Source organism: Gracilibacillus salinarum, from assembly GCF_022919575.1.
Taxonomy (GTDB): Bacteria; Bacillota; Bacilli; order Bacillales; family Amphibacillaceae; genus Gracilibacillus; species Gracilibacillus salinarum.
In genome coordinates this window covers 2,332,728-2,353,978 of record NZ_CP095071.1, presented here as the reverse complement: position 1 = coordinate 2,353,978, position 21,251 = coordinate 2,332,728, and the positions used below count along the sequence as shown (strand labels likewise).

Below are 21,251 nucleotides of genomic sequence, written 5' to 3'. Positions count from 1 at the left end.
TGTGTTGAGTAGACATCGTGATTTTACAAAAGGGAATATATGGATGGACTTATTTTATTTTTCTTCCCCTATTATGTTTGCCCAATTATTACAAGTATCCTATCAATTTGTCGACAGTATCTGGGTGGGGAATTTAATTGGGGCAAATGCTTTGGGAGCGGTTAACATAGCAGGAACTGTCATCTTCACAGTGTTATCGTTTATCATAGGTATCAATAATACAACGCTGACAGTCCTTTCCCAACAGAAGGGGAAAGGAGATGAACATGGTGTAGCGCGGTATGTAAATGCCTTCGTCGTTACCTTAACAGTATTAGGTATCATTATGGGGACTGTTGGATTTATTTTTGCAGAACCAGTTTTGAAGCTGTTGGACACCCCTTCCTCAATGCTTGATTCCTCCGTTGTGTATTTACAGATCAATGCGATTGGGATTTTATTTTTAGTTGGTTATAACTTTATCAGTACGGCATTGCGGGCGGTTGGTGATAGCAAGACGCCGTTAAAATTTGTCACAGTTGCGGTACTGCTTAATATTGTTCTCGATCCATTGTTTATCTCTGTATTTCATCTAGGGGTACAAGGGGCTGCGGTTGCCACGATTTTATCTCAAGGATTTGCATTTATATATGGAGTTGTGTATGTTGTCAGGAAGAAAATTATTCCGTTAAAGTGGCCGCTTATACCGCAATTATCAGAAGTGAAGCTGATCCTGAATCTAGGTATACCGTCTGGATTACAGATGGCGGTGATTTCTGCAGGTGCAGCCGCAATAATCAGTGTGGTGGCAGGGCATGGAGAAGCTGCTGTAGCAGGATATAGTGCTGCACAACGGTTGGATAGTTTGTTTTTGTTGCCGGCGCATGCGTTAAGTGCGACTGTCAATAGCATGGCTGGTCAAAATATTGGAGTGGGAAAATGGAATCGGGTGAAAAAAATTGCTACATATGGCGTCATCTATAATTTAGCTGTCATGCTTGTTGTCGCTGTTATCATTTCCTTGTTTGCTGAGTTTGGAGTCCGCTTGTTTATTCAGGAAGAGGATGCGGTACAATTTGGTGCAAGTTACTTAATGATCGTTGCCTTTTTCTACCCTTTTCTGGGCATTAACTTTGTCTTGAATGGTATTGTCAGGGCTTCTGGTGCAATGTATCAGGTGTTAGTGCTGAATCTTCTATCCTTTTGGGTGCTTCGTTATCCTCTTTCCTATCTTTTTTCTAAAATAATGGGTGAAGATGGTATTGGATATGGAATTGGTGTAAGCTTTTTGATAAGTAGTATTTTCGCCTTTTTGTATTACAAATACGGTAATTGGCGTCAGAAGAAAATATTTGTATCGTAAATCTTCCTGCTTCGGCAGGGGGGGCAATCATTTGGAAACGTTTAATTTGAAGGGAGAGGTAATTTTGTTACGTATTGGATTTATCGGAACTGGTGGATTTACCAAACATCACGTCCAAGTATTACAGGATCTGGAAAATGTAGAAGTGGCAGGGTTCGTAGGTTCAAGCCTTGAAAAAGCAGAACAGTTTGCAGCTCAATATACAGGTGCTGTCGGGTATTCTCAATTGGAAACGATGTTGGAGCAAGAGAAGCTCGATGCGGTTTATATTTGTGTACCACCGATGGCACATGAGAATTATGAGGCATTGTTAATTGACTACGGCATCCCTTTTTTAGTAGAAAAGCCTTTAGGAATAGACGCTCAGCAAGTGCGAAAGGTAAAAGAAAAAGTAGAACAGCATCATCATTTGACTGCAGTTGGTTACCACTTGCGTTACTCCGATACCATCGCCAAAGTGCAGGAAATCCTCGAAAATGCGGAGACGGCAATGGCCGCGGGGAAATGGATGGGCTCTATGCCAGGTGTATACTGGTGGCGGAATCAGCAGCAGTCTGGTGGGCAATTTAACGAGCAGACAACACACATAACAGACCTTATTCGCTATTTGTTTGGTAAGGTAAAGTCCGTGTATGCACAAGAAACCAATCAATTAACAAACAAAAATGATTCCTCTGTAACAGTTGCAGATGTAGGTCTTTTTACATTAACGATGGAATCAGGTATGCTAGTGCAAATCATGAATACGTCCGCATTGCCAGATGGCACAGGAGATGTAGGAATTGAAATATACACGAATCAAGGCATTATCGATTGGAAAATGGGACATGTCGATTGGAGAAAACCGGGGAAACAAGAGCGGTATGAGCAACAGCAAAACCCTTATAAACGGGAAACTGAAGCATTTTTGCATGCTGTTACGACAGGTGACCGTTCCAAAATATTATCTACGTATGAAGATGGTTGGCATTCTTTTAAAGTAACAGCTGCTGCAACAAAATCGCTCAAGGAAAAAAGAGTCGTTGATGTAGATGAGATAGAATAAGTAAAGCGTCTTTGGTGCATAGTAAGCCTACAGGGATAAAAACTACCTAGAGGTGATAATATGTACAAACAGATGACGATATTGTTATTGTTCGTCGCCTTTTTACTTGGCGCATGTAATGAAAGTTCTTTAGAACCAGAAAATGAAGATATTCAGCCAGAGAATGTGAGCTTTGGTGGCAACAATAACGATGATGGTCAACCGGCAACTGATAATCCTGATGAGGTCCCTGTCAATCCAGGCAGAGAACAGAATATTTTTGAGAAAGCGAACCCTAATCAATGGTTTCGTGGCTCTGATGGAAATGTCAACAATGAACAAAACGAAACAACGGATCAGACAACACCCTCCAATGATGGAGAGTCATTAGACGCTGTCCGCCAACAAGTAGTTGATTTAACGAATGATGCTCGGAACAGGAATGGGGTACCTCCATTAGAAATAGATTATGAAGTAGCAGATGTAGCACAAAAGAAAGCGGACGATATGTCGCAAAATGATTATTTCTCGCATACTTCACCAACGTATGGTTCCCCTTTTGATATGCTAAAGCAGTTTGGCGTCTCATACTCAAAGGCATCAGAGAATATTGCAGCAGGACAGCAATCTCCTGAACAAGTCGTTGAAGGCTGGTTAAACAGCGAAGGTCACCGACGAAATATGCTGGATCGAGAAGTTACGCACATTGGTGTAGGTTACACATCAGATGGCAATTACTGGACGCAGCTGTTTATCAAAAAATAGGGTGAAGAAGACTAGCCTAATGGCTAGTCTTTTTTTGTCAGTAAAGAAAATTGCAGTTACAGCAGTAATCATAATGAACATGAATTTGAGTTCCTATAATATGGATTATGTCAACTAGCCATCACTGCCAAGCATCCATATTGAGATATTTAATGTGCTGGGATACCGCTTCGGCCAACCACTCCGCGTCCTGCGGGGCACGGCTGAAGCTAACTTTGTGAAGAAGGGCGCTTCACAAAGTGGATCTTCAGCACCTGCACAATCCCGCGGGAGTCTCCGTGGTTGGCCTACGCTGATGTATAGCTCCACAATTTATTCGACAGCTAGGATATGAAGCACTATCTGCAAAATTCACACCATAATTGATGAAATACATTGCTAAGCAGTTGACATAATCCATATTATAGAAAGTTGTACGTTATTCTGTTAGTTTCAACCGGGTGGACTTTTTCTGGTTATTCTTATTAAGAAGGAATATAAATTTTAGATATAAAACATCTGAATATTTGCATTGCTTTATGTTAAGGAAGACTTGCTGGATAGTGATAACCAGAAATTGAGTTGCTGTGTTCAATCTGTTCGAATGCTAACCGTTCTTAGACGGATTTTGCAGTTTTTCTTCTCTTGTTATGATCTGCTCTTCTTTCCCCTCTTTAAAATACCCTTTCTTTTATCTCAAATAAACACTATAATTAGAACTTATTAGTACAACTTGAGAAGGGAGCTTTGTACTTGTTATTTCGGGGAGAATCAACGATACCATTAAAGATGCTCTTATTTTGTTTTCATGCGGCCAATACAGTTATTGTCAGCTTTTTACCACTAAGCCTCCAAGATAAAGGGCTGAACGGGACGGAGATAGGCTGGGTAATGGCGGTGGGTCCGCTTGTTTCGATATTTGCCCAACCATTTTGGGGTTATACAAGTGATAAGCGACAAACGGTCAAAAAAATACTTATGCTATGCTTAGTTGGTATTATGATCATGAGTCTATTCTTTTTGCAGATGGAAACCGTACCGTTGTTATTAATAAGTGGCGCCACTTTCTTTTTCTTCGCCTCACCAATTGGGGCGCTTGGTGATAGTTTATCGCAACGACGGGCAGATCAATTGGGGGTTAGCTTCGGTTCCATTCGTACATGGGGATCGATTGGTTTTGCCACATCTTCGTTGCTGGTAGGTGAAATCCTCACACATACAGGAATCCAATATATCGCATGGCCATATTTTATTTTAGCAACAGCTGGTTTTATAGTAAGTACGCAACTAGTAGATGTAAAGGTGGACACACCTCCTATTCAGTTTAAAGATATTGGTATTCTGCTGAAAAAGAAGCCATTTATAATTTTTTTGGTCTTAATTGTATTTATTACGATTGCACATCGGGCTAATGACAGTTTTATTGGTCTATATATTGCTTCGCTGGGTGGCTCGGAGGATTTAATTGGAGTTGCCTGGTTTGCTGGAGTAGCGAGTGAGGCGATTGTCTTTGCGACAGCAGGATTTTGGTTTCGTAAATATCATCCGCTTATTTTTATTATCGCTGCGGGTCTGCTTTATTCGATTCGCTGGTTTTTGTATGCTGTTTTCGATGATCCGATGTTAATTGTTGCACTGCAATTTTTACACGGTTTAACATTCGGTGTATTTTATTTAACGGCTTTTCAGTATGTCTCAAGATTAATCCCTAAAATGCTGCAATCGACAGGGCATTTAGTATTTGTATCTACCTTCTTTGGTTTGTCTGGTATTATAGGCTCACTGTTGGGTGGTTTTATGATGGACAACTTAGGCGGTTCTTCGCTCTATGCTTATATGGGAGTTTTGACTTCAGCAGGGACGGTGATGATGCTATTGTATCATCTGCTGCCATTCGGAAAATCATAACAGAAATGGTGTGATAAGATGGAATTTATCGGTGTGTTGATCCCGATATTTAGTATTTTTGCAATCGGTTATATAGGAATTAAGTTTCTTCCAATAGATATTAAATCGATATCAACGATGACCCTTTATTTGATGTCACCGTTTTTGGCGTTTCGGACATTTTACCAAAATGAACTGAATATGGATTATGTTTATTTAGGTGCATTCTTATTAGTATTGTGTATCATTAGTCTGTTGTTCAGTTATCTGGTAGGATATGTACGAAAATGGGACCAACAGGTGAAAAGTGGGTTTGTTCTTTCCAGTGTTTTTATGAATAATGGGAACTATGGTGTTCCGCTTATTTTACTCGTGTTTGGAGAGGAAGGTTTTCACTACGCGATTATATTAATGGTATTGCAGACGCTAATTATGTGTACAATTGGTATCTATTTTGCGGCAAAAGGTGGAGCGGAAGGAAGAAGGATCAAGATTTCGCCATTAAAAGATGTCGTGAGAGTACCAATAGTGTATGGTGCCATACTTGGTATTTTATTAAATTTGTTTCATTTACCAGTTAATGATCAAATGATGACAGCAATTGATATGGTAGCGGATGCGACGATTCCGACCATTATGGTTGTATTAGGTATGCAATTGGCTAAAATTAAACTTGGAGATCTGGAGTTTGGTCGTGTAAGCTTGGCGGTTGTGTTTCGCTTGCTGCTGGCGCCGATTATTGCATATTTTCTAACCATTCCTTTACCGGTGGATGAGATGGTGAAAGATATTTTGATCATTACTGCAGCGATGCCTACAGCGGCAAATACAACAATGTACGCTTTGCAATTTGGTTCAAGACCTGGCTTTGTTTCGAGCGTAACGCTCATTACCACACTGTTGAGTCTGATCACTTTGCCACTACTATTGACGATTTTAGTATAACCAGAAAGGGGGGGCAAAATAATATCGCTCCCCTTCTGCCAATGTAATAATTATGCAAAAATTCAGAATTGTTAAAATAAACAAACTTTGCAAAAACCTATTGATTTTAAGAATGAATTACTTTATGATATTCGTTATGAAATGTATAAATAATAACTGGAGTGAATATTTATGAATAGATGGATAAAAGGTTTTGCCGTTTTGTTACTCGCTGTTTTAGTGGCGTGCGGTACTGACGATAGTGCAGATCAAAATAACGGAAGTGATAAGCCAACCTTAAAAGTAGTGACAGAGGCAGGATTTATGCCATTTACTTATTTAGATAAAGGTGAAGTGGTTGGTTTCGACATTGATTTACTTGCCGCTGTTATGGAAGAAGCAGGCTATAATTATGAGCTTGAGAATGTTGGCTGGGACGCGATGTTACTATCAGTTGAACAAGGAGATGCTGACCTTGCGATTGCCGGTGTGACGGTGAACGAAGAGCGTAAACAATCCTATGATTTCTCATCTCCATATTTTGAATCAACACATAAAATCATTTTCCGATCAGGTGAAAATATTACAAGTGGACAAGACATAAAAGATTTGAAAGTCGGTGTACAATCAGGAACGACTGGTGCAGAAGCAGTGGAAAAGATTCTTGGCAAAAACGCTGACAATATTTCCAAATATGATTCCAATACACTTGCATTAACCTCTCTGCAATCAGGAGATGTCGATGCAGTTGTAACAGATAACGTTGTTGCGGACGAATATGTAGCAAATAACCCGGAAGCTGACGTTGAAATGATTTCAGATCCAGACACGTTTGAATCTGAGTACTACGGCATTATGTTCCCGAAAGGCAGTGACATTAAAGAAGATATTGATGCAGCGCTTCAAACGCTTATTGAAAATGGAACATATGCTGAGATTTATAAAGAGTGGTTCGGAGTTGAACCAGACACTGCTGCGTTAGAACAATAATTTCAGATCCTACGAAAAGCGTAGCGGACCCGTTGCGCTTTTCGTTTTGTTTGGTTTATGCAAGTATAAAAAAGGGAAACAAAAGCAAAGTAAAGATAGAAAGGAGATCACAACATGGATTTCAGGTTTGATATCATCGTAGAATACTTCCCCTTCTTCATGAAAGGTATGGGGCTTACTATCCTAATGTCTGTAATTGGTGTTTTAATGGGTTGTATTCTCGGTTTTTTTATAGCGTTAGGAAAGATGTCCTCTGTCTGGATCGTACGATTACCATTTGTCTGGTACATTAACTTTTTAAGGGGTACGCCATTATTAGTGCAATTGTTTTTATTTCATTATGCTGTTTTACCAACAGTTATTGGGGAAACAACACCTGTTATTTCGGTGATTGTAACGTTGTCACTAAACTCATCTGCTTATGTGGCAGAAATTTTCCGAGCAGGGTTACAGTCCATTGATAAAGGACAAGCGGAAGCTGCGCATTCATTAGGAATGAATAAATTTCAAGTAATGCGTCATGTTCTGCTGCCACAAGCATTCAAACGCTCTATTCCGCCATTAGGAAATGAATTTATTGTCTTATTAAAGGACTCTTCTTTAGGTGCTATGATTGCAGCTCAAGAAATTCTGTATTGGGGAAGAGCCGCATCTGGACAATATTTAAGAGTGTGGGAGCCTTACTTAATGGTAGCACTGCTTTATTTAATTTTAACACTTGGTCTTACGTATTTATTAAACTATATAGAAAGAAGGTTTGATGTGAAATGATTTCGGTTAGAAACTTAAAAAAATCCTTTGGTGATTTAGAAGTATTAAAGGATATCAGTGTTGACATTGATCAACAGGAAGTTGTTGTTGTCATCGGACCTTCTGGATCAGGTAAATCGACATTTCTCCGTTGCCTTAACTTAATTGAATCCGTTACGGATGGAACAGTGACAATTGATGGACAGGAATTAACCGGGAAAGGTGTCGATATTAATAAACTACGTGCAGAAGTTGGAATGGTGTTTCAGCAGTTTAACCTTTTCCCTCATAAGACGGTATTAGACAACATCACGCTCCCGATTATGACTGTAAAAAAATGGGGCAAACAGGAAGCAGAAAAAAAGGCGAAGGACTTGCTGCAAAAAGTCGGTTTGTTAGATAAGGCAACGGTTTATCCAGAGTCATTATCAGGCGGACAAAAACAGCGTGTCGCTATTGCAAGAGCATTGGGAATGGAACCGAAAGTAATGTTATTCGATGAACCGACATCTGCATTGGACCCGGAAATGGTCGGAGAAGTATTAGGGGTCATGAAGCAGCTTGCAGAAGAAGGCATGACCATGGTTGTCGTTACGCACGAAATGGGCTTTGCCCGTGAAGTCGGCGATCGTGTTATCTTCATGGATGAGGGTTACGTAATCGAAGAAAACGAACCAAAGCAAATCTTCGAGAACCCACAGCATGATCGTACGAAAGCATTTTTGAGTAAAGTATTGTAGAATAAAGTCGCAGTATATAGATGCAGCATAAAAAAGCCGAACCTAGCATGACCGTTGATTAATCAATGTTTATGTTAGGTTCGGCTTTTGTTTTATTAGTTAGAGAGTATATAAGTGCAGTCATAGCTGATATGAAGTTTCGTTCCTATAATATGGATTATATAAAGTGGAACTGTCTGATATTGTGGTAATTTTGATATAATTTATCTGCTTAGCAAAGCTACGGAAATAGGCTCCGCGTCCTGTGAGCCTAGCTTCAGCTGTGCCCCGCAGGACGCGAAGTGGTTGGACGGAGCGGTATTCTAGCACATTAAATAGCTCAATATGGATGCTTGGCTAGCGATGGCTAGTTAACATAATCCATATTAAAGGTAGTTGTATATAATTGATGTCAATTAAAACCGGGGAGGTTACGCCAGATTTTTCTTAGTTTTAAATTTTTTGCCCAAGACTCCATTTAGATGACCAGTAAATATAATCTATTTACTTCTGTTCACTTTGATAAACCCTTCTACCAGTTCCAAAATTAGTCCAATGACCATCAATATAAAAATGAATAAAGTGGCATTTTCCCAAATAGAACTTACCGTTTGATAGGCATCGCTTCCTTCATTAAGCAAGCCTGCCTGTGTTAATTCAACCATGAAATCTGGATTCCAAAAGTCCAGTCCGATGATCATCAGCATCACTGCTGCTAATTGTACAAGGTTGAGTAGTAATATAGACGTTGCTAATTTTGATGTCCATTTTCCGAATACGAGTTTTAAGGACTCCTTTATGATTCCTAATCCTAAATAAATGATGATTAGTATCAGTTGAAAGGCATACGTTTCTGTGTTTAAAAATGGTACCACTCCAGAGAAACCATTATCAAAAATCCAAACGCCTAGATATTCACTTGAAAATATAAAGGCGATGATCAATATGGCTAAAAAAGCAATGCTTACAATTGGTTCATGCTGCTTGATGCGGCCTTTTTCGTCTGGAACGGGGGCTAATTGTGACGGGTGCCATTCCTTGCTGAACTCTAAGTCTTTCGGGTTAATTTCCTCCATATATTCTGCAATACCAAATCCGAAAGCAGTCCAGCCAAACGCTGCAGGAAGGATGGTTACTAGAGAAACGATAAATCCGACGAAATGATCCAAAATTGAAATTGGATTTATAATGGACTTAGCGATAAAAACAACAAAAATAGCCAAAGCTGTTGAAATTAATGTGATTTTTAATACCAGCATGAAGGAATCAAATAACTCAGGTCCTATAAAGTATTTTTTTGAACCACGATAATTCCTTGCTAATTCTTTCGGGTTACCTAACTCAAGCAATACTTCTTCTACATCTTTTTTTGTTGCCTCTTCACCATGGCCTCGTTCTGCCAGCATATCCTCAATCAGACCACGAAGCTCCATCTCGATATCTTTCTGTTGCGATTGTGGCAGCCTTTGGGTAACAGCATAAATATAACGGTCAATCATCTCCATTTTCTCTTTCTCCTTTCTCTTCTATCACGTGATTTAGACTCTGGACAATATGTTCCCATTCTGCAATAAGGAGGTCATAGACTTCTTTGCCTGTTTCACTTAAAAAATAATACTTCCGTGGCCGTGATTCATTGGTATCCCATTCTTGTTCGAGCAAACCTTGTTTTTCTAATCTTCTTAAGAGGGGGTACAGTGTACCAGGTTCAACGTGAATTCCTTTTTCTCCAAGCATACTAACGAGTGAGTATCCATATTGCGGTTCGGATAACTGGCTTAATACTCCGATAGTAATGGTTCCGCGACGTAATTCTTGTATTAGTTTATCCATATAATCTTTTGCTTCACTCATATATTATCAGCTCCTGTTCACAGTATAGTGTATGACACACACTATTGTAAAGTGCATAATAATAAATTATATTTATCATGATGTTATTCAACATAATGAATCGTGTTTTAATTAGAGGTAAATAAAGAAGCTGGATGATAAAATTTAAAAATATCCTTAGAAATTTTTATTAGTAAATGAAGACACTAATAGGTTCATAAGGGTTCCATTCTATTTCATGTATTTCGTGTTGACACCAAGCGACAAATTGAACAAATTAGGTGTGCTATAATAAAAAATAAATGGGAGGGAGATAGAGATGAAATTAGTACGCTATCGATTCAAATATCCGTATGCCCAAAGCAGAATGGGAATTATAGAGGGAGATCGTGTGCTTGATATTAGCGAGTTACAACAAGAGTTAATCGCTCAAGGAGTGTTGGATGCTGCCACTTATTTGATTCCGTCCGATCCGCAAGTCTTTTATCAACAAGCCCAATTTCATATCGAGGAAACAGAAAAATTACTTATGCATAGGAATGCAGCTTCATTGCCTATGCATAAGCGGGCAGATGTTATACTCGAATCACCAGTACCAAATCCTTCAAAAATTATTTGTACTGGTATTAACTACGCCGACCATGTAAAGGAAATGGGCAGTGACATACCAAGCTATCCAGTTTTGTTTTCTAAATTTAATAATGCCATAATCGGCCCTGAAGATGATATTCATCATCCACAAACTACCAAAAAACTAGATTATGAAGTAGAACTCGTTGTTGTTATTGGAAAAAAAGCCTCGCATGTAAAAAAAGAAGACGCTCTTACATATGTTGCTGGTTATACGATTGCTAACGATGTGTCAGCGCGTGATTTGCAAAAAAGAACACCACAATGGTTGCAAGGGAAGTCATTGGATCACACAACACCGATTGGTCCATGGCTGGTAACACGATCTGAACTGTCTGATCCTAGTAATCTTGCTATTACTTCCTATGTAAATAAGGAAGTAAGACAATCATCGAATACCAAGCATCTGATATTCGATATAGAATATTTAATAAGTTTTATCTCGAGCCTGATGACATTAGAACCTGGAGATATCATTTTCACTGGTACCCCGGATGGAGTAGGTCTGGCTATGAGTCCGCCACAATTTTTGCAAGCTGGTGATACGGTTACACTTGAAATAGAAAAAGTCGGAACACTAACAAATCGAGTGATTGACCAATAAAAGCACAGCATCCACAGTTAAGAAATTGTGGGTGCTGTTTCTATCAGATAAGTAATAGGCATTGTCTTATTTCAATTATTCTCGCAAGCGAGTTATAGCTATAGTGTGAAGGTTGAGTTTTTTTCGCTAATGTTCGTGCATATTTCAATTGCTGCACACAAGATCATTGTACTTAGTGTATATTTATACAAAGTAGTGTATAAGGTTGTTTATGTGATATGCAAGAATGGGCATAAGCTATTTTGATGATTTTAGATAGATAATTAGACACATAGCTATTTAAATGTTTATTTTTAAAAGTTTTTTATAAATAACATTGCATGAAAATACAAAATGCAGTATAATTATAAACTAATCAGACACGGAAATTAGGGGGAACTGTTGTGGATGTAGCGATAATAGGTGGAACAGGTTATGGTGCGGTAGAATTATTACGATTTTTGCATAACCATCCACATGTAAATATAAAAAAAGTAATTTCACATTCAAATAGTGGGAGGGATTTAGCGGATGTATATCCTCATCTTACAGAGGTAGCAGATATTCAAATGTCTGCGTTGGAAGTGGATACGCTTGCCGAGGAAGTAGAGCTTGTTTTCTTTGCGACACCATCGAATGTCAGTAAGAACGTTATCCCATCTTTAGTAGAAAAAGGCGTACGTTGTATTGACTTGTCTGGAGATTTTCGCTTGCGGGATGGTGATAAGTATCAGGAATATTACGGTGAAGAAATGGCATCTCAGCAATATATTGATAAAGCAGTTTACGGGTTGCCCGAGATAAATAAAGAAAGTATTAAAGAAGCTAGTATTCTAGCAAATCCGGGATGTTATCCGACGGCAACGGCATTAGGTTTAATCCCAGCTGTCGAACAAGGAATTATTGATAAAAAATCGATTATTATTGATGCAAAAACAGGGGTATCTGGCGCAGGAAGAAGTCTTTCTTTAAATGTTCATTTTTCGGAAATGAATGAGAATTTCAAAGCATATAAAATTGGCGTGCATAAACACATACCCGAAATTGAGCAAATGATATCTGAGCGGGCAGAAGAAGAATTGCAAGTTATCTTTACTCCTCACATTGTGCCTATGACAAGGGGAATCATGAGTACGATCTATGTGGATTTAAATGACCAATACTCTACGAAACAGCTATTGGATATCTACCAGTCATACTACAAAGATCATCCTTTCGTAAGAGTCCGACCTGAAGGTGTGATCCCGGCTACGAAAGAAGTCTATGGAAGTAATTATTGTGATATTGGTTTATACGCGGATGAAAGGACCGGTAAGCTAATTATTGTCTCTGTTATTGACAATCTAGTAAAAGGTGCTTCCGGCCAAGCGATTCAAAATATGAATATTATGTATGGATGGGATGAGATGACAGGCTTAGACCAGTTACCTATCTTTCCTTAAGGAGTGAACAAAGTGGTATTTACGGATCAACAAGACACATTTAAGCTATTAAAAAACGGAAATATTGCATCTGCAAAAGGTTTTCAGGCAGGTGGTTTACATTGTGGACTAAGAAAGAAGAAAATCGATCTAGGCTGGGTATACTCTGATGTACCAGCACAGGCAGCTGGTGTTTATACAACCAATGTGTTTCAAGCTGCGCCGTTAAAAGTGACACAGGAAAGTATTGCTAAGGAGAATCAATTGCAAGGAATTATAGTTAACTCAGCGATTGCCAATGCTTGTACAGGTGAACAGGGGCTGCAGGATGCGTACGATATGCGTAAGCAATTTGCTGAAACGGTTGGTATCGAAGAACATATGGCAGCTGTAGCATCTACTGGGTTAATCGGAGAATTATTACCAATGGATCGTTTGCAAAAAGGAATCAGCCAGATTAATCAAGAAGAACATCTCGGCGCAGAAAAATTTGAGACGGCGATTTTGACTACCGATACAAAAGAGAAAGGGATCGCAATTGAATTAGAAATTGATGGTCAACCGGTCACAATCGGCGGAGCGGCAAAGGGCTCTGGAATGATCCATCCTAACATGGCGACAATGCTCAGTTTTGTGACAACAGATGCGAACATTGCTGCTGATCAATTACATGGCACACTCAAATCAATCACAAATAAATCATTTAACATGATTACAGTCGACGGTGATACTAGTACGAACGATATGGTATTAGTGTTGGCGAACGGTAAAGCAGGAAATCAGCCATTAACTGCTCAGCATCCGCAATGGAACGATTTTTATCAGGCATTACAGTTTGTCTGTGAGTATCTAGCAAAAGAAATTGCCAGAGATGGTGAAGGAGCTACACGCTTGGTAGAAGTGCAGGTAGATGGTGCCTTCACAGATGAAAGTGCAACGGCGATCGCAAAATCAATCATTTCTTCCAATCTGGTGAAGACAGCTATACATGGGGCAGATGCGAACTGGGGGCGGATCATCACGGCAATCGGCTATAGTGGTCAGTCATTAGATCCAGACAAAGTCAGTGTATACCTCGGCGACATTTTAGTTGTAGAGAACGGTGTACCTGCTCCATTTAATGAAGAGCAAGCAAAGGAATACTTATTAGAGGATGAAGTGAAAATTATCGCCAAATTAGGTGATGCTAATGGAAAAGCAACAGCATGGGGCTGTGATCTTTCCTATGAGTATGTAAGAATTAATGCTTCTTATCGTACGTGAGGAGGAAGTTTAATGAATTATGTCGTAATCAAATGTGGTGGTAGTGTTTTCGAACAACTGCCTCCTTCTTTTTATCAGGATATCGTTACAATTCAACAACAAGGGGACTGGCAGCCAATTATCGTCCATGGTGGTGGTCCGCTAATCTCCCATCTATTACAACAAACAGGTGTGGAAACGCAATTTGTTAATGGTTTGCGTGTCACGACGAATGAAGTGTTGGATGTCGTCGAAATGGCACTGAGCGGCTCCATTAACAAAGGCATTGTACGTAAGTTATCGGAAGCCAAAGGGAAGGCGATCGGTGTAAGTGGCGTGGATGGCACCTTGTTTGAAGCGAAGCCTGTTGAGGAAGCTGATTCTCTTGGATTTGTTGGGGAAGTAACGAATGTTAATACTAGTTTATTGGAATCGTTTGTTACACAAGGGCTGATTCCGGTAGTCTCACCTCTAGGTATTGATACATCTGGTCAACGCTATAACATCAATGCTGACATGGCAGCTTCTGCTGTAGCACAGGCATTAGGAGCGAAATTATGCTTTATCAGTGACATACCAGGCATTTATCACGAAGTAAACGGGGAAAAACAGGTCTTTCATCAGTTGGACGAAGGAAAGATTGAAGAATTAATTGACCAAAAAATCATCCATGGTGGAATGATACCAAAAGTTCAGTCAGCTTTATCTGCATTATATCGTAATGTAATGGAAGTATCGATTGTGGACGGGACGAAAGAGCACGGATTTATCGATTTTATGCAAGGGAAGCAAATTGGTACAAGAATTGCACTAACTCAGGAGGTGCCATATGTCTAATCAAACAGAAATACTTCAACCAGTCATGCAAACATACGGAAGGTTCCCGATTACGTTGGTAGAGGGAAAAGGGAGTTACGTATGGGATGATCAAGGAACGAAATATTTAGATTATACGTCAGGAATTGCGACGTGTAATTTAGGGCATGTACCAGAACCGGTTGAAAAAGCTGTAAGTGAACAATTAACCAAGCTGTGGCATTGTTCCAATTTATTTCATATTCCAGTTCAGGAACAATTGGCCAAAGGATTAACAGACAATAGCTGTGGAGATCAGGTTTTTTTCTGTAACAGTGGAGCAGAGGCGAATGAAGCGGCTATTAAAATTGCAAAAAAATATGGTCACGATGTATTAAAACAAGATAATCCACTTATTATAACTTTTCAGAACTCCTTCCACGGTAGAACGATGGCAACCTTGTCTGCTACAGGTCAGCAAAAAATTCAGGATGGATTCGCACCTTTGACACCAGGTTTTGAATATTTACCTTATAACGACCAAGAAGCACTCCAGCAATTAAGTGAACGGAAGCCTGCAGCTGTTTTGTTAGAGCTAGTACAAGGAGAAGGTGGCGTCATTCCGGTTGATCCTGATTGGATTAAAAAATTATCAGCTAGCTGTAAAGAAAATAATATTTTGTTGATGGTGGATGAAATTCAAACAGGTATTGGCCGAACTGGTAAGTTATTTGCTTATGAGCATTACCAAATAGAACCAGATGTGTTCACCCTTGCAAAAGGACTTGGATCTGGCTTTGCTATTGGCGCTATGGTAGCAAAAGAACATGTAGCAAAAGTATTTACTCCAGGTACACACGGAAGTACATTTGGTGGTAATCCAATGGCAGCAACTGCTGGTCTTGCTACAATTAAGCAGGTAACAGAAAACGATGTCTTAGAGAAAGCGAATGAAGCAGCAGATATTATTTGGTCAAATCTTGAAGAATTAGTTAGTAAGAAATCAGAGATCAAATCTGTAAGAGGTCAAGGACTTTTAATTGGTTTAGAGGTGGAGGGGAATGCGATCGACTATGTGAACAAAGCGCGTGAAGAACAGCAACTGTTAATCGTAGTAGCTGGTCCTTCGATTGTAAGAATTTTACCTCCGTTAACAACAACAAAATCAGAAGTGGAACAGTTTATTGCAAAAATGGACCAGGTTTTTTCGTAGAATACTTGACCCAACTGTATAAGATGGTAAAGTAATAAAGGATAACAGTATAAAGAGGGATCAAGATGAAAAGCTATATAGCGGAAAAACTGGAAACATTTAAAAAAAATAATAAGAATAGAGCGAGACTGTTAATTAACTGTGCGGACCAGCCAGGTATTGTAGCGACAGTATCACAGTTTCTGTATGATCATCAGGCAAACATACTCGAATCTAATCAATATTCTACCGATCCAAATGGAGGCGGTGAATTTTTTATTCGTATTGAATTTGAAATCGAGGACCTGAAAAATAAAATTGATCAACTGGAAAAAGATTTTGAGGAAATTAAAGATCGATTTCAGTTGGAAGCTACGTTTAAATACGTCGATCAAATAAAAAAAGTGGCGATTTTCGTATCGAAAGAGCCGCATTGCCTGTTGGAGCTGCTATGGGAATGGCAGAGTGGCGATTTGATGGCAGATATCAGCCTTGTTATCAGTAATCATGACACGTCACGTGAGTTTGTGGAGCCATTGGGAATTCCGTATTATCATATACCAGCCAATAAAGACATCCGTAAACAAGTAGAGGAAAAGCAGATTGCATTGCTTAAAGAGCATGATGTTGATGTGATTGTCCTGGCTCGATATATGCAAATTTTAACACCACATTTCGTGGAGACTTTTAAGAATAAGATTATTAATATTCACCATTCGTTTTTGCCGGCATTTATAGGTGCGAAACCGTATGAGCGGGCATATCAACGTGGTGTCAAATTAATCGGGGCTACTTCTCATTATGTTACCAATGACCTTGATGAAGGCCCGATCATTGAACAAGACATTAGTCGCGTCGATCACCGTGATAATGCTGAAGCAATGAAAAAGATCGGTCAATCGGTTGAAAGAAGCGTCTTAGCACGAGCGGTCAAATGGCAGTTGGACGACAGAATTATCGTGTACGGCAACAAAACAATCGTATTTTAACCAAAAAGCATTCCCGGCGTTACGAAAACGTTGGGAATGCTTTTTTCTTCAGTCAAGAAAAGTGCAGTCACAGCAGTAATCATATGGAACATGAAGCTGAGTTCCTATAATATGGATTATGTAAACTAGGCGCTTTATGCTTAGTGGTAATTTTGAAATGATTCATGTGCTGGGATACCGCTCCGTCCAACCACTCCGCGTCCTGCGGGGCACGGCTGAAGCTAACTTTGTGTAGAAAGGCACTTCACAAAGTGGATCTTCAGCGCCTGCCTGTCCCGCGGGAGTCTCCGTGGTTGGCCTACGCTGATTTATAGCTCCACAATTTATGCGACAGTTAGGATATGAAGCACTAACTGCAAGATTTAAGCCTTAATTGATAAAATAAATTGCTTAGCACCACTGCTTCTAGCTGTTCCAATCGTTGTAGTACTTCCCATTAGCGTAGGAAATAGGTGGAGACTCCCGTGGAATCAGCACGAGCTGAAGATCCACTTAGGAAAGAAAAGATTTTTCTTTCCTAAGTTAGCTGAAGCCGTGCCCACAGGACGCGGAGCCTATTTCCGGAGCTTTGCTAAGCAGATAATCTATATCAAAATGACTATTTGGCAATAAAGCCTTAGTTAACATAATCCATATTATAGGAAGTTGTTTATTAATTAAGTCAATGAGGACCGGGTGGGTTATGCGCGGTTTTTCTTAATAAGTGTATAAGTCAAATTGCGAGCCGCTTTTAAATAGCAAGATCTTACGTATCGATCAGAAATTCTATATCTTGATGCTGATAGATGAGTTCAAAATCATCATTTTCTAATAACTGATGATACATATCCTCCGGTGAAAACCATAAATAATCATTCTCAAATGTATAATCAGCTCCAAAATGGTAGCAAAGCCAAACCAATTTAGAACAATATATTTCTTCCCACGGATCCTCCAAATCTTGCGAAAGATTAAATGAAAATGTCGGCTTAAGTAATCCTTTTTTTAAATTATCATGATAGTCTTGTAAATAGTTCATTGCATAATCTGCCGCATTCTTTGCGATTTTCGATTGTTTGGGGCGAAATTGTGCATGCAACGGGTGTTTTACAAGGAATTGCTGAATCGAATCCTTTACAATTGCTGGTTCACCGCCTGGTGCTTCGATTAAGAACTTCTCATTCATCACAATAGCTGCATGCCCCATATAGCCAGATAATTCTGCCTTGATATTATCACTTGCTACCAATATATCACCCGCTTCGAATGTCCGATCCTTTGTGGCATAGTACTGTCTTAACGGATATTGCTCTCTTTGTAATGTATCATTTACAACATACTCAATGGTGATCAAGGTAGAGGGAGTTGGCTTCTGCAATGTTAAATAGGCTTCGCGTGAATGACTGTTTGCAGCCAGGCGCCTATTATTCTCATATACTTTAAAAGCCAGGTCAGGGAATAGTGGTCTAACCCATATCAGGTCACCTTGAATATTAACATCAAACATACGCATCCAGTATCACCTCACCATAACATATGCCGAAAACTAGGCGTTGGCGACTAAGGAAGGCGTCTAGTTTTATTTCAATAATATCCATGTCCTAAATCACGCTACTAAAAAATGCACATTAATGATAGGGTTTTACATAAGTAATAAAGCTCCGGAAATATGATGGGGTTATGTGGGTTTAATCAGGTAACGGACACAAAAAGGTACCTTTTACAAGTTGTAGAATCAGACCATTGTGCAGCCAACCACGTAGACTTTCAGAGGAAGTGAAGTGGTTGGCAGGAGCGGTAACACATCCGCCCAATTGATGCTTTTGTAGGAAATTTTATAAAAATAGGATTTTATTATTGAATGTACGTACGAATTGTATTATTATGAAAGTAATTCGTTTTACACATACGTACAAGAAAGAGATGAATAGCGAAAGGGTGTTAGCAAAGCATGCTTGAATCATTGAAAGAGCAAGTAGTGGAAGCAAATCGCGATTTACCGAAGTATGGATTAGTAACCTTTACTTGGGGCAATGTAAGCGGTTTCGACAAAGAGTCAGGATTAATGGTTATTAAGCCTAGTGGTGTACCATACGAAGAGTTAAAACCAGAAGACCTCGTTGTCTTAGATTTAGATGGAAATATTGTTGAAGGTGATCTGAAGCCATCTTCAGATACACCAACACACCGATTGTTATATAAGAAATTCCCTGGTATTGGCGGAATTGTGCATACACATTCCCCTTGGGCTACAAGCTGGGCTCAGGCCGGTAAAGGGATTCCTGCCCTTGGTACTACTCAGGCTGATTATTTCTATGGCACCATTCCATGTACAAGAAGAATGACAAAGGAAGAAGTACAGGGTGAATATGAATGGGAAACAGGCAATGTAATTGTCGAAGCTTTTCAAGATCAAGATATTGATCCATTGCAAGTGCCGGGAGTGCTGGTCCACAGTCATGCACCATTTAACTGGGGTAAAGACCCACACGAAGCAATTCATAATGCCGTTGTACTGGAAGAAGTGGCAAAAATGGCACTACACACTTATCAAATCAATCCTAACACAGAAGACATGGATTCGTTTCTGCTAGACAAGCACTATTTAAGAAAACATGGTGCCAATGCTTACTATGGTCAAGATAAAAAATAAGTAAAAAAGGTGTAAATATGAGGAGGAAACTATATGTTAAAAGTACGTCCGTACACATTTTGGTTTGTAACAGGAAGTCAACATTTATATGGTGAAGAAACAATACAGGAAGTAGCAGATAATTCAAAGAAAATCGTTGCTGGGTTAAATGAAAAAGGCGACTTACCTTACCAGGTAGAATTTAAAGAAGTATTAACAACTTCGACGGATATTCATCGTCTATTTCAACAAGCAAATTCTGATGAAGGCTGTGCAGGTGTGATTACTTGGATGCACACATTCTCTCCGGCAAAAATGTGGATTGCTGGTCTGAAATCACTGCAAAAACCGTTATTACATTTACACACGCAGTTTAACCGGGATATTCCATGGGAAAGCATTGACATGGATTTCATGAACACAAACCAAGCGGCACATGGTGATCGTGAATACGGTTTTATTGGAACTAGAATGGATGTTTCCCGTAAAGTAGTCGTTGGACATTGGGAAAATCCAGAAGTAACAGGCAAAGTGTCTGACTGGATGAAGACAGCTGTTGCTGTATCAGAAGGCAGTAATATTCGCGTAGCACGCTTCGGAGATAACATGCGTAATGTTGCTGTTACGGATGGAGATAAAGTAGAAGCACAAATTAAATTTGGCTGGGTTGTTGACTATTATGGTATTGGTGACCTTGTTGAAGAGATGGATAAAGTAACGGATGCACAATTGGATGCTTTATATAAAGAGTATCAAGAACTTTATGAACTTCCTGCAGAAGCTAGTGAGCCAGGACCAGTTCGTGACTCCATTTTATACCAAGGTAAAATTGAGCTAGGGTTAAAATCTTTCTTAGAAAAAGGGAATTATTCAGCATTTACAACAAACTTCGAAGATCTTCATGGAATGAAGCAATTACCAGGACTTGCCGCACAACGTTTGATGGCAGAAGGTTATGGTTTTGCTGGTGAAGGTGACTGGAGAACCGCTGCATTATTACGTATGATGAAAATCATTTCAGATAATGAGGGAACTTCTTTCATGGAAGATTATACGTATCACTTAGAGCCGGGTAATGAAATGATTTTAGGTTCTCACATGTTGGAAATATGTCCAACTGTTACTGCTACAAAGCCTAAAATTGTCGTGAATCCATTAGGTATCGGTGGAAAAGAAGATCCGGCGAGACTTGTATTTGATGGCCGCGGTGGCGATGCTGTCAATGCATCACTTGTAGAAATGGGTGGACGCTATCGTCTTGTCATCAATGAAGTGAAAGCAGAACAGCCAAAAATCGAAACGCCAAATCTGCCAGTAGCAAAAGTGTTGTGGAAACCACAGCCATCTTTAAGTGAAGCGACAGAAGCTTGGATTTATGCAGGTGGTGCACACCATACAGTTTTCTCTTTTGATGTGACAACAGAGCAATTATATGATTTCGCCAATATGGCAAAAATCGAATGTGTTGTTATCGATGAGGACACGAAATTACGTCAATTCCGAAATGAATTAAAATGGAATGAAGCAATTTACCGTTAAGTTGATTAGCAGAGGCCTTATTCAAGGCCTCTGCCT

General features: G+C 39.4%; 19 protein-coding genes. 16 read left to right on the top strand and 3 right to left on the bottom strand.

Annotation, left to right across the window (positions count from 1 at the left end):
* Window positions 1-4: 4 nt before the first annotated feature.
* The 8 genes from MUN87_RS10845 (at window position 5) to MUN87_RS10810 (ending at window position 8,401) form a co-directional block, all read left to right on the top strand.
* Entirely contained in the window at window positions 5-1,342 is a 1,338-nt protein-coding gene (locus tag MUN87_RS10845; RefSeq protein WP_244747782.1) for an MATE family efflux transporter, read from the top strand.
* A 31-nt stretch (window positions 1,343-1,373) separates the two neighbouring features.
* Window positions 1,374-2,387: a Gfo/Idh/MocA family protein gene (locus tag MUN87_RS10840; protein ID WP_244747781.1), complete on the top strand. Its 1,014-nt coding sequence runs from the start codon at window positions 1,374-1,376 to the stop codon at window positions 2,385-2,387.
* A 60-nt stretch (window positions 2,388-2,447) separates the two neighbouring features.
* Window positions 2,448-3,131 carry a CAP domain-containing protein gene (locus MUN87_RS10835; RefSeq protein ID WP_244747780.1) on the top strand — a complete coding sequence of 228 codons (684 nt, stop codon included), beginning with the start codon at window positions 2,448-2,450 and terminating at the stop codon, window positions 3,129-3,131.
* A gap of 732 nt (window positions 3,132-3,863) precedes the next feature.
* Window positions 3,864-5,018 carry an MFS transporter gene (locus MUN87_RS10830; RefSeq protein WP_244747779.1) on the top strand — a complete coding sequence of 385 codons (1,155 nt, stop codon included), beginning with the start codon at window positions 3,864-3,866 and terminating at the stop codon, window positions 5,016-5,018.
* Window positions 5,019-5,036: 18 nt separating this feature from the next.
* Window positions 5,037-5,942, top strand: a complete 906-nt coding sequence (locus tag MUN87_RS10825) for an AEC family transporter (RefSeq protein WP_244747778.1) — start codon at window positions 5,037-5,039, stop codon at window positions 5,940-5,942.
* Between the two features lie 171 nt (window positions 5,943-6,113).
* The gene (locus tag MUN87_RS10820) at window positions 6,114-6,911 is read left to right on the top strand and encodes a basic amino acid ABC transporter substrate-binding protein (protein WP_244747777.1); all 798 of its coding nucleotides are present in this window, start codon (window positions 6,114-6,116) and stop codon (window positions 6,909-6,911) included.
* 114 nt (window positions 6,912-7,025) lie between these two features.
* On the top strand, window positions 7,026-7,682 hold the full coding sequence (locus tag MUN87_RS10815) for an amino acid ABC transporter permease (RefSeq protein ID WP_244747776.1): 657 nt from the start codon (window positions 7,026-7,028) through the stop codon (window positions 7,680-7,682).
* Entirely contained in the window at window positions 7,679-8,401 is a 723-nt protein-coding gene (locus tag MUN87_RS10810; protein WP_244747775.1) for an amino acid ABC transporter ATP-binding protein, read from the top strand. The genes MUN87_RS10815 and MUN87_RS10810 overlap by 4 nt, the downstream gene beginning before the upstream one ends.
* Before the next feature lie 479 nt (window positions 8,402-8,880).
* On the opposite strand, the gene MUN87_RS10805 is transcribed toward MUN87_RS10810, so the two are convergent.
* Both MUN87_RS10805 and MUN87_RS10800 read right to left on the bottom strand, forming a co-directional pair.
* Window positions 8,881-9,885 carry an HAAS signaling domain-containing protein gene (locus tag MUN87_RS10805; protein ID WP_244747774.1) on the bottom strand — a complete coding sequence of 335 codons (1,005 nt, stop codon included), beginning with the start codon at window positions 9,883-9,885 and terminating at the stop codon, window positions 8,881-8,883.
* Window positions 9,872-10,234: a PadR family transcriptional regulator gene (locus MUN87_RS10800; protein ID WP_244747773.1), complete on the bottom strand. Its 363-nt coding sequence runs from the start codon at window positions 10,232-10,234 to the stop codon at window positions 9,872-9,874. Before MUN87_RS10800 ends, MUN87_RS10805 begins: the two co-directional genes overlap by 14 nt.
* Before the next feature lie 298 nt (window positions 10,235-10,532).
* Here MUN87_RS10800 and MUN87_RS10795 point away from each other — a divergent pair, with 298 nt between their 5' ends.
* The 6 genes from MUN87_RS10795 to purU all read left to right on the top strand — a co-directional run bounded on the left by MUN87_RS10795 (window position 10,533) and on the right by purU (window position 17,065).
* Window positions 10,533-11,447, top strand: a complete 915-nt coding sequence (locus MUN87_RS10795; protein ID WP_244747772.1) for a fumarylacetoacetate hydrolase family protein — start codon at window positions 10,533-10,535, stop codon at window positions 11,445-11,447.
* 383 nt (window positions 11,448-11,830) lie between these two features.
* The gene (gene argC / locus MUN87_RS10790; protein WP_244747771.1) at window positions 11,831-12,868 is read left to right on the top strand and encodes an N-acetyl-gamma-glutamyl-phosphate reductase; all 1,038 of its coding nucleotides are present in this window, start codon (window positions 11,831-11,833) and stop codon (window positions 12,866-12,868) included.
* A gap of 12 nt (window positions 12,869-12,880) precedes the next feature.
* Complete coding sequence (gene argJ, locus MUN87_RS10785) at window positions 12,881-14,110, top strand: bifunctional ornithine acetyltransferase/N-acetylglutamate synthase (protein ID WP_244747770.1); 1,230 nt, start codon at window positions 12,881-12,883, stop codon at window positions 14,108-14,110.
* Between the two features lie 12 nt (window positions 14,111-14,122).
* Window positions 14,123-14,926 carry an acetylglutamate kinase gene (argB, locus tag MUN87_RS10780; RefSeq protein WP_244747769.1) on the top strand — a complete coding sequence of 268 codons (804 nt, stop codon included), beginning with the start codon at window positions 14,123-14,125 and terminating at the stop codon, window positions 14,924-14,926.
* Window positions 14,919-16,097, top strand: a complete 1,179-nt coding sequence (gene argD, locus MUN87_RS10775) for an acetylornithine transaminase (RefSeq protein WP_244747768.1) — start codon at window positions 14,919-14,921, stop codon at window positions 16,095-16,097. The genes argB and argD overlap by 8 nt, the downstream gene beginning before the upstream one ends.
* A 65-nt stretch (window positions 16,098-16,162) precedes the next feature.
* A complete protein-coding gene (purU, locus tag MUN87_RS10770) occupies window positions 16,163-17,065 on the top strand; it encodes a formyltetrahydrofolate deformylase (protein ID WP_244747767.1) in 903 nt (300 codons plus the stop codon).
* A 745-nt stretch (window positions 17,066-17,810) separates the two neighbouring features.
* On the opposite strand, the gene MUN87_RS10765 is transcribed toward purU, so the two are convergent.
* Window positions 17,811-18,557 carry a C40 family peptidase gene (locus MUN87_RS10765; protein WP_244747766.1) on the bottom strand — a complete coding sequence of 249 codons (747 nt, stop codon included), beginning with the start codon at window positions 18,555-18,557 and terminating at the stop codon, window positions 17,811-17,813.
* Between the two features lie 438 nt (window positions 18,558-18,995).
* On the opposite strand from MUN87_RS10765, the gene araD reads away from it, so the two are divergent.
* Both araD and araA read left to right on the top strand, forming a co-directional pair.
* Entirely contained in the window at window positions 18,996-19,697 is a 702-nt protein-coding gene (araD, locus tag MUN87_RS10760) for an L-ribulose-5-phosphate 4-epimerase (protein ID WP_244747765.1), read from the top strand.
* Between the two features lie 33 nt (window positions 19,698-19,730).
* A complete protein-coding gene (gene araA, locus MUN87_RS10755) occupies window positions 19,731-21,215 on the top strand; it encodes an L-arabinose isomerase (RefSeq protein ID WP_244747764.1) in 1,485 nt (494 codons plus the stop codon).
* Window positions 21,216-21,251: the final 36 nt, after the last annotated feature.

Excerpts from the sequence above, each read along its gene's own strand:
- MUN87_RS10835 (WP_244747780.1), top strand. The coding sequence starts at position 2,448 with ATGTACAAACAGATGACGATATTGTTATTGTTCGTCGCCTTTTTACTT.
- MUN87_RS10825 (WP_244747778.1), top strand. The coding sequence starts at position 5,037 with ATGGAATTTATCGGTGTGTTGATCCCGATATTTAGTATTTTTGCAATC.
- MUN87_RS10820 (WP_244747777.1), top strand. The coding sequence starts at position 6,114 with ATGAATAGATGGATAAAAGGTTTTGCCGTTTTGTTACTCGCTGTTTTA.
- MUN87_RS10815 (WP_244747776.1), top strand. The coding sequence starts at position 7,026 with ATGGATTTCAGGTTTGATATCATCGTAGAATACTTCCCCTTCTTCATG.
- MUN87_RS10810 (WP_244747775.1), top strand. The coding sequence starts at position 7,679 with ATGATTTCGGTTAGAAACTTAAAAAAATCCTTTGGTGATTTAGAAGTA.
- MUN87_RS10805 (WP_244747774.1), bottom strand. The coding sequence starts at position 9,885 with ATGGAGATGATTGACCGTTATATTTATGCTGTTACCCAAAGGCTGCCA.
- MUN87_RS10800 (WP_244747773.1), bottom strand. The coding sequence starts at position 10,234 with ATGAGTGAAGCAAAAGATTATATGGATAAACTAATACAAGAATTACGT.
- MUN87_RS10795 (WP_244747772.1), top strand. The coding sequence starts at position 10,533 with ATGAAATTAGTACGCTATCGATTCAAATATCCGTATGCCCAAAGCAGA.
- argB (WP_244747769.1), top strand. The coding sequence starts at position 14,123 with ATGAATTATGTCGTAATCAAATGTGGTGGTAGTGTTTTCGAACAACTG.
- argD (WP_244747768.1), top strand. The coding sequence starts at position 14,919 with ATGTCTAATCAAACAGAAATACTTCAACCAGTCATGCAAACATACGGA.
- purU (WP_244747767.1), top strand. The coding sequence starts at position 16,163 with ATGAAAAGCTATATAGCGGAAAAACTGGAAACATTTAAAAAAAATAAT.
- MUN87_RS10765 (WP_244747766.1), bottom strand. The coding sequence starts at position 18,557 with ATGCGTATGTTTGATGTTAATATTCAAGGTGACCTGATATGGGTTAGA.
- araD (WP_244747765.1), top strand. The coding sequence starts at position 18,996 with ATGCTTGAATCATTGAAAGAGCAAGTAGTGGAAGCAAATCGCGATTTA.
- araA (WP_244747764.1), top strand. The coding sequence starts at position 19,731 with ATGTTAAAAGTACGTCCGTACACATTTTGGTTTGTAACAGGAAGTCAA.